Source organism: Halobaculum roseum (genome assembly GCF_019880245.1).
GTDB lineage: Archaea > Halobacteriota > Halobacteria > Halobacteriales > Haloferacaceae > Halobaculum > Halobaculum roseum.
In genome coordinates this window covers 2,883,416-2,900,106 of record NZ_CP082286.1, presented here as the reverse complement: position 1 = coordinate 2,900,106, position 16,691 = coordinate 2,883,416, and the positions used below count along the sequence as shown (strand labels likewise).

16 protein-coding genes and 1 pseudogene are annotated in these 16,691 nt (G+C 65.9%); 7 read left to right on the top strand and 10 right to left on the bottom strand.

The window, feature by feature from the left end; all coding sequences use genetic code 11:
• Positions 1–71: 71 nt before the first annotated feature.
• A pseudogene (locus K6T36_RS14815) lies at positions 72–359 on the top strand (DUF5779 family protein); the annotation flags it as partial.
• A gap of 61 nt (positions 360–420) precedes the next feature.
• Here K6T36_RS14815 and K6T36_RS14810 read toward each other — a convergent pair.
• Positions 421–1,029, bottom strand: a complete 609-nt coding sequence (locus tag K6T36_RS14810; protein WP_222921957.1) for a cupin domain-containing protein — start codon at positions 1,027–1,029, stop codon at positions 421–423.
• Entirely contained in the window at positions 1,026–1,790 is a 765-nt protein-coding gene (locus K6T36_RS14805; RefSeq protein WP_222921956.1) for a VOC family protein, read from the bottom strand. The genes K6T36_RS14810 and K6T36_RS14805 overlap by 4 nt, the downstream gene beginning before the upstream one ends.
• A gap of 58 nt (positions 1,791–1,848) precedes the next feature.
• Between K6T36_RS14805 and K6T36_RS14800 the strand changes: the two genes are divergently transcribed.
• A complete protein-coding gene (locus K6T36_RS14800) occupies positions 1,849–2,529 on the top strand; it encodes a hypothetical protein (RefSeq protein WP_345778297.1) in 681 nt (226 codons plus the stop codon).
• Positions 2,530–2,539: 10 nt separating this feature from the next.
• Positions 2,540–3,058: a JAB/MPN domain protein-containing protein gene (locus K6T36_RS14795; protein ID WP_222921955.1), complete on the top strand. Its 519-nt coding sequence runs from the start codon at positions 2,540–2,542 to the stop codon at positions 3,056–3,058.
• Positions 3,059–3,094: 36 nt separating this feature from the next.
• Here K6T36_RS14795 and K6T36_RS14790 read toward each other — a convergent pair whose 3' ends face one another.
• Positions 3,095–3,304 (bottom strand): ribbon-helix-helix domain-containing protein, encoded by a 210-nt coding sequence (locus tag K6T36_RS14790; protein ID WP_222921954.1) that lies wholly within the window; start codon positions 3,302–3,304, stop codon positions 3,095–3,097.
• Between the two features lie 84 nt (positions 3,305–3,388).
• Between K6T36_RS14790 and K6T36_RS14785 the strand changes: the two genes are divergently transcribed.
• Complete coding sequence (locus K6T36_RS14785; protein ID WP_222921953.1) at positions 3,389–3,715, top strand: DUF5789 family protein; 327 nt, start codon at positions 3,389–3,391, stop codon at positions 3,713–3,715.
• Between the two features lie 696 nt (positions 3,716–4,411).
• On the opposite strand, the gene aglJ is transcribed toward K6T36_RS14785, so the two are convergent.
• A complete protein-coding gene (gene aglJ / locus K6T36_RS14780) occupies positions 4,412–5,416 on the bottom strand; it encodes an S-layer glycoprotein N-glycosyltransferase AglJ (RefSeq protein WP_222921952.1) in 1,005 nt (334 codons plus the stop codon).
• A 126-nt stretch (positions 5,417–5,542) separates the two neighbouring features.
• Between aglJ and K6T36_RS14775 the strand changes: the two genes are divergently transcribed.
• Positions 5,543–6,700, top strand: coding sequence for a glycosyltransferase (locus K6T36_RS14775; RefSeq protein WP_222921951.1), 1,158 nt, complete (start codon positions 5,543–5,545; stop codon positions 6,698–6,700).
• Positions 6,701–6,705: 5 nt separating this feature from the next.
• On the opposite strand, the gene glmU is transcribed toward K6T36_RS14775, so the two are convergent.
• The 3 genes from glmU to K6T36_RS14760 are packed head-to-tail and all read right to left on the bottom strand — an operon-like array spanning position 6,706 to position 10,965.
• Positions 6,706–7,914: a bifunctional sugar-1-phosphate nucleotidylyltransferase/acetyltransferase gene (gene glmU, locus K6T36_RS14770; RefSeq protein WP_222921950.1), complete on the bottom strand. Its 1,209-nt coding sequence runs from the start codon at positions 7,912–7,914 to the stop codon at positions 6,706–6,708.
• Between the two features lie 52 nt (positions 7,915–7,966).
• Positions 7,967–9,772 (bottom strand): glutamine--fructose-6-phosphate transaminase (isomerizing), encoded by a 1,806-nt coding sequence (gene glmS / locus K6T36_RS14765; RefSeq protein WP_222921949.1) that lies wholly within the window; start codon positions 9,770–9,772, stop codon positions 7,967–7,969.
• Positions 9,772–10,965, bottom strand: a complete 1,194-nt coding sequence (locus K6T36_RS14760) for a sugar phosphate nucleotidyltransferase (RefSeq protein WP_222921948.1) — start codon at positions 10,963–10,965, stop codon at positions 9,772–9,774. The genes glmS and K6T36_RS14760 overlap by 1 nt, the downstream gene beginning before the upstream one ends.
• A 301-nt stretch (positions 10,966–11,266) precedes the next feature.
• Here K6T36_RS14760 and K6T36_RS14755 point away from each other — a divergent pair, with 301 nt between their 5' ends.
• Entirely contained in the window at positions 11,267–12,127 is an 861-nt protein-coding gene (locus tag K6T36_RS14755) for a TrmB family transcriptional regulator (RefSeq protein WP_222921947.1), read from the top strand.
• Between the two features lies 1 nt (position 12,128).
• Here the strand turns inward: K6T36_RS14755 and K6T36_RS14750 are convergent, their stop codons facing one another.
• The 3 genes from K6T36_RS14750 to K6T36_RS14740 all read right to left on the bottom strand — a co-directional run bounded on the left by K6T36_RS14750 (position 12,129) and on the right by K6T36_RS14740 (position 15,397).
• On the bottom strand, positions 12,129–13,118 hold the full coding sequence (locus K6T36_RS14750) for an NAD-dependent epimerase/dehydratase family protein (protein WP_222921946.1): 990 nt from the start codon (positions 13,116–13,118) through the stop codon (positions 12,129–12,131).
• Positions 13,119–13,181: 63 nt separating this feature from the next.
• Positions 13,182–14,147: an NAD-dependent epimerase/dehydratase family protein gene (locus tag K6T36_RS14745; RefSeq protein ID WP_222921945.1), complete on the bottom strand. Its 966-nt coding sequence runs from the start codon at positions 14,145–14,147 to the stop codon at positions 13,182–13,184.
• A gap of 35 nt (positions 14,148–14,182) precedes the next feature.
• A complete protein-coding gene (locus K6T36_RS14740) occupies positions 14,183–15,397 on the bottom strand; it encodes an NAD-dependent epimerase/dehydratase family protein (RefSeq protein ID WP_222921944.1) in 1,215 nt (404 codons plus the stop codon).
• A gap of 53 nt (positions 15,398–15,450) precedes the next feature.
• Between K6T36_RS14740 and K6T36_RS14735 the strand changes: the two genes are divergently transcribed.
• Complete coding sequence (locus tag K6T36_RS14735; RefSeq protein WP_222921943.1) at positions 15,451–16,686, top strand: sulfatase-like hydrolase/transferase; 1,236 nt, start codon at positions 15,451–15,453, stop codon at positions 16,684–16,686.
• Positions 16,687–16,691 lie beyond the last annotated feature (5 nt).

The following is a 16,691-nucleotide window of genomic DNA, read 5'->3' as shown; positions in this document are numbered from 1 at the left end:
AACCCTCGGGGTCAGACGGGCGTCGGACCGCGGACCGAACCCTTTTGAAAGCACACGCCGTGAGCGGCGATATGAGCGATTTCGGGCTCGACCTCCGCGACGCCGAGGAGATGATCGAGTCGGAGGGGACGGTGGGGGACGTGGTCCTGGGGGTGCTCGACGGGGAGACCGAGCCCGAGCAGTGGGTGCGCAACGTCGAATACGGCAACGTACTCGTGCTTGCAGTCCAGGGGGACCTGAACGAGCTCGCCAGCGGGTTCGCGCGCCAGATCAACGAGATGGGCGGCGAACTCACACACTTCCGCGGGTTTCTCATCGTCTCGCCGCCGGACGTCGGCATCGACATCGACCGACTGAACTGACACGGGCACGGCGCGGACACTATTCGCCCCGGTATGGGCGGGCTCCCGGACACCGACGCTACCCGGAGAAGCGGTCGGTCTCCGCACCGCACGCCGCACACCGGAGGACGTACACCTCGGCAGCCGGGTCGGCCCCCTCGCCCGTGGCCTCGACTTCGTACTCGCGGTCGGTCTCGGCGCCGCAGGCGGGACACTCCTCGCAGATCACCGCGCCGTCGGCGTCCTTGGGCGCGCCGACCGCGAGGAACCGGCACGGCCCGTCGCCGACGGCGACCGCCCGGTTGGGCCCGTCAGCGGGGACGAAGAACGCCTCGTCGGCGCCGACGCGGTACGTGCGGGCGGGCGTCTCGATCTCCAGCTCCCCGGCGATCACGTAGAACAGCTCCTCGTGATCGGGGTGACGGTGGTACCCCCACGGCACCCGCTCGCCGGGATCGGCCTCGTAGTAGTTGCAGCCGAACAGCGACGCCCCGACCGCCTCGTCCAACTCGCGTTTCGCGCGCGTCGGGTTCGGCGTGTTCGGCACGTCGTCGACCGCGACGTGGCGGTAGCCGTGGTCCGCAGCCTCGGAGGCTTCGTCGTCGTACGTGTCGTCGTAAGCGTCGCCGTCTTCGTTGCTGTCGCCGTTGTCGTCGCCGCCAGCGCCGCCGGGGCGTTCCTCGTTCACGACACGTCCTCCGCGGCCGCAGCCCCGTCGGCCGGCAGCAACACGAGGTGATGGCCGTCGGGGTCGTACAGCTCGACCGAGCCGTCGGGCGACTCCCGGACCGTCACCGAGGGGAGGTCGCCGTAGGCGTGGTCGGCGACCGCCGCGGGCTCGCGCACCCGGACGGCGAGGTCGACGTGGACGCCGCCCCGCGCGCCCGCGAGCCCCAACTGCGGCTCCCACAGCTCCACGTCGAACTGTCGCTCGGCGCCCGATGGCCCGCGCATCCGGACCCTTCGGCGTTCGTCGCCGCGGTCGACCGCCGAGAACCCCAGCGCGGACCAGCAGTCGCTCGCGAGGTCGACGTTCGCCACTTCCAGCACCACCTCGAAGATCCCGACCAATCCCGCGCCGGTTCCGTCGGGGGCGGTGCCGCCGATCTCCGGGGCGTGGCCGTCGGCGTCCTCCAGATACAGCGAGCGAAAGGAGCCGAAGTCCATCTCGGGGGCCTCCAGGAACCGAGCGCGCCACGCGGGGTACTCGCGGCCGGGCGTCTCGAACGCGAAGTGAGTGTGGAGGCCGCCGCGCGGGACCGAGTCGGGGCGCCTGAGGACGAACTCGGTGCCGCCCACGTCGAAGGCGCATTCGGTCTCGGTTCGCCGGGTCGGGACGAGGCCGAACGTGTCGGCGTACCACGCCGCCGCGCGCCCGAGGTCGGTCACCTCCAGCGCCAGCGACGCCAGGGCCGGGCGCGGCTGCGTCGTCGCGGGTCGCGTCGTCATCTCGTCCGCCCTTCCGGCGGCACCCCACTTAAGCCCGCGGCGCCCGTTTCGTCCCCCGATGGCGATGAAAGGTTCCGGCGACGCCGATCTCGCCGTGATCGACGAGTTCGACGACGGCGTTGGGTGGATCGCCTATCCCGGGGAGACGATGGAGCGGGCGAGCCACGCACTATCTGTCGACGGCGACCTGTGGGTGCTCGATCCCGTGGACGCCGACGGCGTCGACGACCTCCTCGCGGATCTGGACGGCGAGGTCGCGGGGACGGTCGTCTGCCTCGACCGCCACAAGCGCGACGCCGCTGTGATCGCGCGCCGCCACGACGTGCCCGTGTACGTGCCCGACTGGATGACCGGCGTCGCGACGAAGCTCGACGCGCCCGTCGAGCGGTTCGGGCGCAGGCTGGGCGGGCTCCGGGCGATCACGGTCCGCGACTCGTCGATCCCGCCATGGCAGGAGGTCGGGCTGTACGACGAGGACGGCGGGACGCTGTACGTCCCGGAAGCGGTCGGGACCTCCTCGTACATGCGGACAGGGTCCGAGCAACTGGGCGTCCACCCGATGCTACGGCTGTTCCCACCGCGGCGCGCGCTCGGAGGGATCGATCCCGAGCGAGTGCTGTGCGGTCACGGCGCCGGCGTCATGGAGGACGGCGGGCGGGCGCTCGCGGCCGCACTCGACGGCTCTCGCAGGAACGCGCCGGGATTGTACGCGAAGACGCTCCGGGAGTTCCTCGGGTGACCGTCCCGTCGTGAGCCCCGTGGACGGCCTCGCCGACGACGCGGTAAACGGGACGAAGGACGCCACCGCGGGCGAGGTGGACACCGAGCACGACGCGACGCGGGACGATCCAGCGCCCGTTCACATCACCGTCGACCTGCTCGCGCTGCTGTGTGAGCGCGCGGCCGACGCCGACCCCGAGGCGGAGAACGTGGTGCTCGACGCGACGCCAGCGGGCGAGTTGATCGACGCACCCACAGACATCGATCCGGCGACGCCCGTGCTCACGCACTTCTACTTCCCCTCGGCCGGCGGCTCCGTGTCGGCGGTGTTCGGGATGGACCTGGGGCGCCCTGCGGGTCGCGCGCGTTTTCTCTCACATCCCCGCGGCGACCGGCACCTCACCGAGGAGGACGACCTCGCGGCCGCGGTGCTGGTGGCGGTTCCGCCGTACGAACGGGAGAACGTGATCGCGTACGACCGCCGGGGACGCCGGCGCGAGCTCGTCGTCGTCGACGCCGAGCCGCCCGAGGAGCGGGTCGAAGAGTGAGCCCGTGTGTCGCGCGTGGTCGGCGTCGCGACCGCGCTACTCCAGATAGCCGAGATCCCGAAGCTGGTCGGTGATCTCCTCGAACTCGGCCTCCGAAAGCGATCCCCGTTTCTGGTGTTGGATGACGATACTTCGCAACAGGAACCGAACGAGGTCGGAAGTCGACGAGAAGCTCGTCCCTTCGAGGGTCTCCTCGACGCGCTCGGCCAGGTCCTTCGGGATGGAGACGGTGGTGTAGTCGGTCATGGCTCGACGGAGGGGCGCGCGACCGATAAGCGCGACGGAGCCGGGGCCCGTCCGTTTTAGTCCCCGGGGCGGCAACGCGGCGTAATGGCAGCCAGACCGCCGCAGGGGGACACGGAGGAGCCCGAATCCATCGAGTTCGGCATCGCGGCGCTCGACGAACGCCTGGACCGGGCCGGCGTTCGGTTCCCGGCGACGACCGAGGAGCTGGTCGCGTCGATGGGGAACACCCAGGTTCCCTACGACGCCGCGGGCAACACCCTCGATCTCGCCGAGGTGCTGCACGAGCTTCCCGAGGAGGAATTCGAAACCGAGCGCGACCTGCTCAACCGCCTGCATCCGATCTTCGAGGACCGTCGCCGTAGCGGTGCCGGGTCGCTGCTCGGGCGGTTCCGCTCGATCCTTCCCTTCTGAAGGGTCCGACGAACGCTCTCGTCCGACGTCCATTGCAGATCGTGATTTCACCAGCCGACCGGATGGGATTTGCTCGTTCTTGTCGGTCGAACGCGTGTGTTGAGACCGCAGCAGGCGTGGAAGGGCAGTCACAGCCGCAGGAGACTCCCGGAAAGAGACTGATCGACAAGTCGAGTGAGGGAGTGTGGGAACCCTGCGGCCTTCTAATCGCCGAGCAGGTGCACGCTGTGGCGTTGAGAAAGACGACTGGCTGCACCATCGACTCGGGAACGCGTTCACACACGGCCGCAGTCTGCGTGTTTTCCGTATCGTCGCCGCGATCTTAGCCCCAGATGGGTCAGTATGAGTTCCCGTATGTGCTCCAAACCCACGGCATCAGCCCCTAGACGGCAGCTTCTGAACGACATCGATCGACGACACCATTCCATCACAGCCCATTCACAATACCCACACACCCGTTCAAACACCAGTTACCGGGATGGTGAGCCGATTGTGAACGCCAGCACTCCGGACGAGCGCTCCCATCGACGCCCCTCGACCCTGCGCGTCCGAACTTCCGAGTGAGGAACTCCTTCGTCCTGTCCGGAGGCTGCCTGCCCCTTGTCCGACAACCGTTGCGTACAAACGAACTCAGGTTACACTGCGGGTCCTCTCAGTTCCAAGAAGAACGGATCGGCCGACCGTCGAGTGAGTCCCTCACTGCTCGGGTGGACCCACGCGCTCTTCTGTCTCCGTCGGGTTCGTCGATCCCTCGGTGGGGACCTCGGAACTCGTGTCCGCTCCGTCGACCTCCCGTTCGAGCGCCTCGACGCGATCGAGCGTCTCGCTGTGGAGGGTAACCAGGAGATCCGAGAGCACGCCGAAGATGAGCAGCTGCACGCCGAGGATGATCCCGACGCCCGCGACGATCGCGAGCACGTTGTGCGGGATCCCGTTGACGAACCAGTCGTAGCCGACGTACGCCGCGACGATGGCTCCCGCGAGCCCCGAGACCACGCCCGCACTCCCGAAGTAGAACAACGGGTTCGAGGTCTTCGCCTGCCGGTAGATCGCCATCAGGATGATCCCGCCGTCCCGGACGGGATGGAGGTTCGTGTTCGAGCCGTCCGGTCGCGGGAGGTAGGTGATCGGGACGACCGCCGTGCGCACCCCGTGGCGCGCGCACTCGACGGCCAGCTCCGTCTCGATGCCGAAGCCGTCGGCCGAGAGGCGGAGGCGTTCGAAGGAGTCGACCGTGAACGCGCGATATCCCGAGAGGATGTCGCTGTAGTCCTCGCGGTGGATGAGCGAGAACAGTCCGTTGAAGAGCGTGTTGCCGACGCGGTTCAGGCCGCTCATCGCGTCCTCGTGCATGTCGGCGAAGCGGTCGCCGATGACGTGTTCGGCGGTGCCCTCGCGGAGCGGTTCGAGCATCGCTTCCGCGTCGCTCGCACGGTAGGTTCCGTCGGCGTCGGCCATGAGGACGAACTCGGCGGTGACGTGCTCGCGGACCGCCTCGCGGATCGCCTGGCCCTTCCCGGTTCCGGATTGGATCTCGACCCGGGCGCCCGCCTCGCGGGCACGCTCGCGGGTGTCGTCGGTGGAGCCGCCGTCGATGACGAGGACGTTCTCGAAGCCGTGATCGCGAAAGTCGGTGACGACGTCCGCGACCGTGGCCGCCTCGTCGTACGTGGGGAGGAGGACGCAGACGTCGTCGGTCATGTGTGTGGGGTGGAGTGGGTGGCGAGTTAGGGGTTTCGGGAGCGAACCGGGGTGTTCCTCGTCACCGAGATCGGCACGGGCCGCCCGACCGCCGTCGTTTTGTAGGGAGTCGGCCAACCACGGGACATGCGAGCGCGTCGCCACTTCGCCAGGTTGGCGGGGCTGATCAGCCTCACCGGCCTTCCGTATCTCCTGTACGGCCTGTTGTACGTCGTCCGCGGTCCCGAGGGATCGCCGGCCGACAAGGACCATGAAGTCGAGCCGACGGTGAGCGTCGTGCTCCCGACGTACAACGAGGAACGCATCGTCGAGTCGAAGCTGGCGGGGATCTGCGAGTGGGACTATCCCCCGGAGAAGATGGAGGTCGTCGTCGTCGACTCCAGCGACGACGCCACGCCGGAGATCGTTCGGGAGTTCTTCGCCGAGCGCGACGCGCCCGAGTTGCGGCTGATCGAGGAGACGGAACGGCGCGGGCTCGCCGTAGCGCTCAACGAGGCGTACGCCGCCGCGAGCAACGAGGTCGTCGTGAAGACCGACTGCGACTCGAAGGTCGCAGAGGACGCGCTGCGGGAGGCGGTCGCGAACCTCGCCGACCCCGAGATAGAGGCTGTGACCGGCCGAAACGCGGAGGTGCTCGGCGGCAGCGAGGTCGAGCGAGGGTATCGCGACGTGCAGGCGCGAATACAGACGCTGGAGTCGCACGTGGACTCGACGTTCATCTTCCACGGGCCGTTCTCGGCGTTCGAGCGCGACTCGATCGTCGCGATCGACGAGGACTCCATCGCCGACGACACCGAGCTGGCGCTGAAGATCCGCAAGAACGGCGGTCGGGTGGTGTTCGATCCGGCGATCCGGTACAGGGAGGCGAGTCACTCCGAGTTCCGGAAACGGCGGACACAGAAGGACCGTCGGGCGATGGGCCTGCTGCGGTTGCTGTGGCGACAGCGGGACATGCTCGGTCGCTACGATGGCTATGGACGAGTGGTGTTACCGTTCAACTGGTGGTTCATGGGCGTCTCGCCGACGCTGGTGATGGCCGGCGTGGGACTGGCGTCGCTGGGAGCGGTCGCGGTGGGCGGGCCGCTCGGGCTCGCGGTGCCGGTAGCGTTGGGGGCGTTCGTGTGGCTCGGGGCTCGGGACTCGCTGGGATCGTTGCAGCCGACGTACGCGCTGTTCGACACGCAGGTGTCGCTGTTTCGGGCTGCGGTGAAGCTCCTGCGTGGGGAGGGGGACGGAACGTGGGACGTGGACGCGGAGTTGCGGGAGGCGTTCCAGGCGGAATAGAACGGTTAGTGGTCGGATCCCGGTTCGCGAAGCACACGTTCGCCAGGCCCGGTTCGTGCCCCGGACGATAGCTTCACTCCGGCGTTCAAACTCGTCTGGATACCAGTCTTCACGCCGTCGCCGCAGACGACCCCGAACTTCCGCCGTCCGGTCGAGACGACCTCGCCCTTGATCAGCGTCCGGATGTCCTCGTCGTCGTGACGCAGGTTCGCGACGGTCGTCCCCGCGCCGAAGTTCACGTCGCGTCCGAGGAGACTGTCGCCGACGTACGAGAGGTGGCCCACGGTGGCACCCCCCATCAGTACGCTGTTTTTCACCTCGACGCTGTGGCCTACCTTCGCGTCTCGACCGACGAGCGTTCGTCCGCGTACGTACGCGTTGGGACCCACGCTCGCGCCTGACCGGATCAACGTTGGCCCCTCGATCACCACACCCGAATCGATCTCGGCGCCGTTCTCGACGACGACCGCGCCACGAAGATCCGCGTCCTCGTGTACGTCGCCGTTGACCCGCCGATCGAGTTCGTCGAGCTTCCACTCGTTCGCTTCGAGCAGCTCCCACGGGCGGCCGACATCGAGCCACCGGTCAAACGGAACCGCAGTGACGTGGGCCTCCACACAAGCCCGTTCGAGAACGTCCGTGAGTTCGAGTTCGCCGCGTTCGCTCTCGCCGACATCGAGCCAGTCGTGCGCCTGAGCAGGGAACACGTACGCGCCAGTGTTGATCAAGTTCGAAGGCGGATCCGCGGGTTTCTCGGTGACCCCGGTCACACGCGGTCGATCCCCCGACCGGTCGGTGTGGAGGACACCGTAGGTGCTGGGGTTGTCGACACGATACGACCCGACGGCCGGTGCCGAGTCGTACAGCGTCGCCAGCGATCCGCGGTCGTACAGGGCGTCCCCGTTGAGCACGGCGAACGGACCCGAGTCGAGATGTGACGCGCCCGCGCGGACGGCGTCGGCGGTACCGCGCTGGTTAGGCTGTTCCGCGAACGTGACGGGGACGCCCGCGAACTCCTCACCGAAGTAGTCGCGTACCTCGTCCGCCTCGTAGCCGACGACGATCACCAGCTCGCTGGCACCGGCCGCGACTGCGGCCTCGGCTGTGTGTGCGACTAACGGATCCCCGGCGACCGGCAGCATCGGCTTGGGTCGGCGATCCGTCAGCGGGCGCATTCTCGTCCCCTGGCCGGCGGCGAGAACAATGGTTTGCATATCGGGTGGGGATTTCGGAGAACGGTAAGTCGTTGCGACTCGCCGTCGATCCTTACTCGACGGTGACGCTCTTGGCGAGGTTGCGCGGCTTGTCGATCGAGCGCCCGAGTCGGTCGGCCATGTGGTATGCGACGAGCTGGAGCTGGACGTTCGCGAGCATCGGTGCGGTCCGCGGGTGAGTCTCAGGGATCTCCAGCACGTGGTCGGCATACCGCTCGACATCGGACTGGCCGTCGGTGACCGCGACCACCGGGGCGTCGCGGGCTTCGACCTCTTTGACGTTCCCGATGGTCTTGCGGGCGCGCTCGCCGTCGCCGGTAACGATCGCGAACACCGGCGTGTTGCGCGTGACGAGCGCGAGCGGGCCGTGTTTCAGCTCGCCCGCCGCGAAGCCTTCGGCGTGCTCGTAGGTTATTTCCTTGAACTTCAGCGCGCCTTCGAGCGCGACCGGGAAGTGGAGACCGCGCCCGATGAAGAAGAACGACTCGTTGTCCCGGTACTCGTCGACGATTTCCTCCGCGGTCGTCTCGTCGAGCACCTGCTGGATGTCGCCCGGGATATCGCGGAGCGCGGCGACCAGATCACGGGACCCGGTTGCACCGTCCGTAACCGTCTCCGCGAGGAGGTTCAGCGCGGTGAGCTGCGAGGAGAACGTCTTCGTTGCAGCGACGCCGATCTCCGGGCCAGAGCGAATGTACAGCGCGTGGTCGCACTCACGGGCGGCCGTCGATCCCACGACGTTCGTGAGCGCGAGCGTCACGGCGCCGCGTCCCTGCGCCTCTCGCAACGCTGAGAGGGTGTCAGCCGTTTCCCCGCTCTGTGTGACGCCGACGACGAGACCGTTCTCAGGGACCGGCGCTGGACCGGTCGCGTACTCGCTGGCGAGGAACGCCTGTGCGGGGACGCCGGCCTCGCGGAACAGTTCGACGCCGTACAGGGCTGCGTGATAGGAGGTCCCACAGGCAACGAAGTGGATCGTCTCGGGCGTGGCGACGGTGTCGAGTTCATCGACGGTTACCTCGCCGGAGAGTTCATCGAGACGGCCACTCAGCCCCTGTCTTAGCGCGGTAGGTTGTTCGTGTATCTCCTTGAGCATGTAGTGGTCGTAGCCGCTTTTCCCCGTCTGTTCGGCGCTCCACGTAACCGTGGATACGTCCTTTTCGACGGGCTCTCCGTCACGGTTAGTGACGGCCCAGCCCTCGGCGTCGATGATCGCGACCTCGCCGTCATCGAGGTAGACCACATCGCGCGTGTGTTCGAGGAACGCCGGCACGTCGCTTGCGAGGTAGTAGCGATCTTCGCCGACCCCGAGCACGAGCGGAGAGTCGTTACGCGTCGCGAAGATGCGGTCATCCCCTGCAACGACCGCGGCGATCGCGTAGCTCCCGTCGATTCGGTCGAGCGTCCGACGGAACGCGGCTTCTGCGTCCAGATCCGTTTCGAGATTCGCGGCGAACAGGTGGGGAACGACCTCGGTGTCCGTTTCACTCGTGAAGGTGACGCCCTCGGATTCGAGCTCGTCGCGGAGCGACTGATAGTTCTCGATGATGCCGTTGTGGACGACCGCGACTCTGCCGGACTCGTCGGTGTGCGGGTGGGCGTTCTCGTCCGTCGGCGGGCCGTGCGTGCTCCACCGCGTATGCCCGATCCCGATTTCGCCGGAGGGATCCACCTCATGTGTGGCGATCTCCTCGCGGAGCGCTTCGAGCCGTCCTTCCTTCTTCTCCACATCGATCTCGTCGCCAGCGAGTGCGACGCCCGCTGAGTCGTAGCCACGGTACTCCAGCGTCTCCAGTCCGTCGAGGACGACATCGAGCGTCTCGTCGTCATGGCCGACGCAGCCGATGATCCCGCACATCAGCCCTGCACCTCCGTGTCCTCGCCGACGTTACGACGAAGGGTGACCCCCGCACCGATATCGGCCCCCGGACCGACGAGCAGCCCCGGAGAGACTGTCGCACCGCCGCCGAGACGTGCCCGGTCGGCAAGGACACACCCGAGCCGTTCGTTTTCGTGAACGCGGTCACCCACACGAACGTCTGCGGGGCCACCTGGCGCAGTCGAACCGGCCCCGATCTCGGCACCTTGGCCGGTGATAGAGTCGACGAGGGTCGCGTTCGCACCCACACGCGTGTCCGTGTCGAGGACCGACCGACGCACGACCGCGCCCGCTTCGATAGTCGTGTTGGGCCCGATCGCAGCATCGGGACCGACGACTGCGCCGGGTTCGATGACGGTGTCGGAGCCGATGACGACTGGCCCGTACAGGTCGGCGGTTTCGGCGATCGACGCGGAGTCGGCTACGTATACGCCCGGAGCCGCCTCTGGTTCGTCGACGCGGCCGTCCGCCAGTAGCGTGCTGGCGAGGGCGGTGAGATCCCACGGGTAGGTCACCTCAGAATGAAGGCCATCGGCCATGACGCCGCGGACGTGGCCGCCGCGGTCGATCACATCAGCGATACCGTCGGTGAGTGCGAGTTCGCCGTCCGTCCGCTCGACGTTCTCGACGGTCGAAAAGAACGAGGGACCGAGTGCGTACACGCCCGTGTTGAGCAGGCGATAAGAGCCCGTTCCGGGTTTTTCAATGAGTTCGGTAACAGTCGACTCATCGAGCGTAACGGCACCGTACATCGGCGCCTCGGCCGACTCGACGACCGCGAGCGTACAGATGTCCTCCGCCGAGTGGGCATCGACGACAGCCTCGATCGTCTCCGTATCGACGACCTCGTCGCCGTTGACGACGAGGAAATCTCCATTGAGTGCGTCCCGGGCCTGGAGAAGTGCGTGCCCGCTTCCGAGCTGCTTCTGTTGGGTGTGATACTTGATCGTCCGGTTCCGGTAGGTCGGCCCGAAGTGGTTCTGCACGCGGTCGCCCTCGTAGCCGACGACGACGTGGAGGTCATCGACCCCGGCGTCGATCAGTGCGTCGAAGACGTACTCCAGGATCGGTCGATTCGCGGCCGGGAGCATCGGCTTCGGTCGATACTTCGTAAGCGGTCTGAGTCGTTGGCCCTCGCCGGCCGCGAGGACGACTGCGGAATCAATTGACATACCCGTGAACACCAGAGCGGACTACTGTGTCTTTCGCACCCGAGTCACCGACTTCCCTAGTCGTCTTGACCGGAATCCGCTGTCCGTGCGTCCTCGTCTCGCTGTTCGCTGAGTTTCTCCCAGATTTCCGTGCACCCCGCCCCGTCCTCGAGGTCATGGAGGTGATCGTCGTCTCGCGTTGAGTTACTCATGTTGTGAGTAACCACAGACGCAACCGATATGAAGCTATCGGACACAGCACGTGTCGTGAGAATCGGGGAGAACCGCCGTGGCTTATCAGCGAGACGTACATACGGCCGCTATGAGCAGTCACGACACGGGGGACCTCCTCGATCCGCTCGAATTAACGGAGTACGAGGAACAGGCACTCGAGCGCCTGATCGAGTTAGGCAGAACGACGGCGCCGGATCTCTCGGAGGCGACGGGGATTCCGAAGGCACGCATCTACGGTGTCCTCGATGAGTTGGCCGATCTGGGATATCTGAAGGAGATCCCCGGGCGGCCGAAGCAGTACCAACCGAAGCCGCCCGAGGAGATCCTCAACCGCGCGATCGAGAACCGACGACAGTCCTACGAGACCGACCGCGCACGAATCGAGGACACGCGCGAGGAGTTCGTCGCGGCGTTCGGTCCGTTGTACGAGCAGGCGAGTGAGGATATCTCACCCACCGAGGAACTCTTTCACGTGGTCGATGTCGGTGAACCGAGCGAGCGCGAGACGCGAACACTGTACGCGGATGCGCAACACGAGATCCGGGTGATAACGAAGAGCTTCGAGTACTTCGAGGCGATCGAACCCGCGTTCGCGGAGGCCTACGAGCGGGACTGCGAACTCAGAATCCTGTTTCTCGACCCCGACCTGCTTGAACCAGCGAACAGGTCGATCCAACGCGACATGGTGGAGTACATCCGTACAGAGTATCCGGCTGTCGAGTATCGGTTTAGTGCGACACGGCTTCCATGGCGTGGGACGCTCATCGACCCCAGCCTGGACTACGACTCCGGCGACGCGGTCCTCCTCGTCGAAGAGGAGGACGTTCCGCTACACAAGCGACAGGCCGCCGTTACCGAGAACCACTCGTTCGTCGCAGGGTTGGGTCGCTACTTCGGGCTGACGTGGGACCACGACACGCTCGCCGACGATCCGTACGACGAGACGTGAATCAAGACTCCTCTTGTGCCTTCGCCGCGAGGAGGTCCTGAATCGATCCCTCGACGGTTTCCTGAGGCGTCCATCCCAGCGTTTCCTCGGCCGCGGAGATGTCTACCTCGAAGGAGTCGACCAGCGTCTCCCCGCTTCGTGGGTTCTCGACCAACTCGATGTCGACCTCAGTCCCAAGGATCTCCGCGGCATGTCGTTGGACGAGTTCGGCGACTTCCATCACGCCGGGATCCTCACGGGAGGCGATCTCGTACTTCTCGACGCCGGTCTCCCCGGCATCGAGTTGCGCTTGAAGTCGTTCGGCGCTGTGAACGTATGCGCGGGCCACGTCCTTGACGTGAATGAAGTTGCGTGCCTGCGTTCCCGGCTCGTAGACCGTGAGCGGCTCACCGGCAGCGGCCCGGTTCGCGAAGAAGTTGATGACGGTCCCCTTCGAAACGCGACTATCGCCGATCGTGTGTTCGCCATAGAGATTGGACTTCAGGTACAGGTGTGCGGGGAACGCGCCGTCCGCGAAGTGCTCGATTGCATCTTCATTGAGAACCTTCGTTCGCCCGTACCAGTTCAAGGGATCACGCGAGTCGTCAACAGAGATCGGGAACGATTCCGGGTCGCCGAGGACTGCCATGCTGAACGGGAAGACCAGTCCAGCGCCGGTCTTGCGACAGAACCAGGCGACGTTGTTCGTCCCAGTGACGTTCACGTCGTACGCGAGATCGCGGTTGGTGTCGCAGTCGTCGACGCCGCTGATCGCCGCGAGATGGAGCACGATATCGGTACCCGCGAGCGCGTCCTCGAGGTAGTCGCGGTCACGGATATCGACGTGTTCGACCTCGACATCGTCGATCTGGCGGACAGTCCCGAGATAGAAGTTATCGAGGGCGGTGATCTCCCATTCGGGGTGGTCACGCTGGAGGATCTTGACGACGCGGCTGCCGATGAATCCGGCCGCACCCGTGACTGCAACGTGGAAGGCGTCTGTCGTGCTCATGCGCGTTCTGCCTCAGTGTCGATCCAAATATCTCGCGATCCACATCCGATGGAGGTGGCAGTCTCACTCATCGAGGGGTCCCCTGCCGGTGCCGTTCTGGAATCGCTCGGCCAAGTCGGCAATTCCCGTTCGAAGGCCGTGTTCGAGCTCGAATCCCGTTTCGGCGACGCGGTCGAAGTTCACGTGATACGAGGGCCCCGGGTGCTCGTCCTCCAGATACGTGATGTCGAGGTCGCGGTCGAGTTCATCGCGGACGGCTTCGGCGATCTCCTCGACACGGTAGTTGGCCTCGTTCGCGCCCACATTGTAGACGCGTCCGGGCCAGTCCTCTGGTTCGAATGCGGCCTGGGCGTACGCGCGAGCGGCGTCTTTGACGTGGATGAACGGCCGCCAGTTCGACCCGTCACCGTACACTGTAAGCGGACGGTCGGTGATCGCCCGGAAGACGAAGTGGTTGACGACGAGGTTGAACCGCATTCCGGGCGAGTAGCCGTAGTTCGTGCTCATGCGGAGCGCAGTGCCGTCGTAGCCGTACTCGTCGATCGCGTCCGCTAGGAGGTCCTCGGCCTCGTACTTCGACTCGGCGTAGGGGTTCAGCGGGTCGGGCTCGACCGTCTCGTCGATATCGCGGGAGGCCGCACGGCCGTAGATGTTGCACGAGGAAGCGAACACGACGTTCGAGACGTCGAGTTTCCCCGCCGCGCGAAGGACGTTCCGCGTCGCGTCGTAGTTCACGTGGAACGTCTCCTCGCGTCGATCGTGTGTGCTGTCGGCGCCCGTGATCGCCGCGAGGTGGATGACGGTATCGCACCCGCGCATCGCCGACTCCACGTCACCGTACTCGGTGATGTCGCCACGCCGGAAGCGCAGACGGTCGTCGCTGCCAAGCCCACTTCCCATGAGGTTCCGCGGCGATGACATCGACAGGTTGTCCAGAACGGTGATGCGGTCGACCCGCCCGTCGTCCCGGAGGATCGGGACGAGCGCGCTGCCGATGTAGCCACAGCCGCCGGTAACGAGAACGTGCATGCGTGGTGAACTAGGGTGTCGGTGGGTCGCGTCGCTCAGTCGTCCGCGGCCGCGGGCGTCTCCTCCTTATCGTCGTCGAGACGGTCCTCGAGGACGCCCGGGAGGAAGCGGTCCTCGTAGGCACTGATGCGGTCGGTGTGGTCGGCCAGCCGCTCGAAGACGCCGCGAATACCCTCCTCGAAGGTTACCCGCCGGGTGCCGATCAGGTCCATGTAGCGGTCGTTCTCGATCTCCATCTGGTGGGTCTCGTCCTCGTCGCGCGGGTTCTCGAAGTGCTCGACCGCGGTGTCGAAGCCGAACTCGTTGGCGACGTTCGCGATCGTCGTGCCCATCTCGACGATTGAGATCGGGCGCGTGACCTGATTGTAGACGACGTGGTCGTCGGGCCGGTCGTCGACATCGTTCAGCGCGAGCCGAGCGAGTCCCTCGACGGCGTCCTCGAGCGAGACGAACGGCTTGCGCTGCTCGCCCTTGCCGTACACGGTGATCGGGTAGCCCGCGATCGCCTGCGCGGCGAAGCGGTGGGCGACGACACCGAAGTAGTAGTCGAAGTCGAAGCGGGTCGCGAGGCGGTCGTCGGCCGCGGTCTCCTCGGTCGCGGCGCCGTAGGTGATCGCGGTGCGCACGTCCGAGACGGGGATGCCGAACTGCTTGTGTGCGAGACGGAGGTTCGCCGCGTCGTGGGACTTGGTGAGGTGGTACCAGCTCCCTGCCATCGCGGGGAAGGGAACGTCGTCGCGGTCGCCCTGGTTCTCCATCGTCGCGCCGCCCTCGGGGATGGGGAACTCGGGAGCGCCGTAGACGCCAGTCGTGGTCGTCTCGATGAGGTGCGTGTCCGAGAGGTCGTTCTCGTGCAGTCCCCACGCGAGGTTGCGCGTGGACTGCATGTTGTTGTGCTGCGTGAAGTTGGCGCGCTCGCCGTTGATCTGTGAGTAGGGGGCACTCGGCTGAGCGGCCGTGTGGACGATCGTCTCGGGCTCGTGCACCTGAAGGAGTTCGTCGACGAACGCGCGGTCGGTGAGGTCGCCCTCGACGAACGAGAGGTTGGTGAGGCCGTGGACCTCCTCGGCCGCTTCGAGGCGCGTGTCGATGTCCGCGACGGGCGTCGCGGAGACTGAGCCGACCTCCGAGACCCACTCGCGCCGACCGAAGTTATCGACAAGGACGACGCGGTCGTCCGTTCGGGATGCGATTCGCAGCGACGTGGGCCAGCCGAGGTAGCCGTCGGCACCCGTGATCAGGATCGTCATCGGTTACTCGATATCTGAGTCACCAAAGGTATAAATTTTGTCTTCGTAGCCATGTGCCCGGACAGTTGTTTAACTATTCTCTGACACTTACGACCTGGCCATTTCAAAAGGGAAAGTCTATGGATGGTGCACAGCACCGATTTGGTATGACCGAGGGACGAACACTGCTCGTCACTGTCGACTCCCTCCGTTACGATCATTTCGAGTACATGCCTCGAACCCGATCGTATGTTGACACTGAGCATAATTTCGCATTCTCTACGTTCCCAGAGACGTTCGGGAGCTTCCCCGCAATCGTCGGCGGCAAGTACGCAACCGAGCGCGGCCTTCACCGCGAAACAAGCGTCGCGACGCACCTCCCGGGCAAGCACGTGGGCGTAACGACGAACCACCTACTCTCCCCCGAGTACAACTACGACGAGGGGTTCGACTCGTTCACCTCGCCGCGCGCCGGCGGCGAGGGAATCGCCGGGCGAATCTCCGACCGCCTCGAACTGGGGTCGCAAGCGTACCGGATCGCCTCAACGATGTGGAACGCCTTCGAGCACGCACGAGCGAAGGTCGTCAGGCTCGACAAGTCGTTCCGCCGTGCTGACGACGTAATCGCCGAGTTCTTCGACGAGATCGAGGGACACGACGAGTGGTTCGGTTGGCTTCACTTCATGGAACCACACCACCCGTACGACCCCTACAGCGCCCCCATCGATCGCGACCGCGCCAACCGGCTGTCGCGCCGGGCCGTCGCGGGGGCCCTCCCCCACTCGGAGGCAGACACAGTCCGCGACCTTTACCGTCGCGAGGTCGAGGAACTCGACTTCGAGTTGGCGCGCCTGTGGGAACAGATTCCGAACGACACCCGCGTCGTGTTCACGGGTGACCACGGCGAACTGCTCGGCGAGGACGACACGTGGGGCCATCCGGGGCTGCTCCACCCGCTTCTACACCGCGTCCCGTTCGGCATGAGCAACGTCGACGCCGAACTCGGCGCCGTGGTGTCTTTGATCGACGTGCCGACGCTACTGCGGGACGAAGAGCACGAACTGGGAAAGGAGTCGCGCGATGTCGCGTTCGCGCTGTACGGTGACCGGCGCGCGGCGATGAACCAGCAGCACATCACAACCTACGATCCCTCGCGCTCGGAACCGTACCGCACGCGGACGCTAGAAGGCTCACCGGCGGCCGACGACGACGACCTGATCGCGTCCATCAGGGAGTTCAACATCGAGGGCGGGGTCACCCGCTATGACGCCGACGAGGAAACCCTACGAGAGTTGGGATACATGGAGTAGTTCTC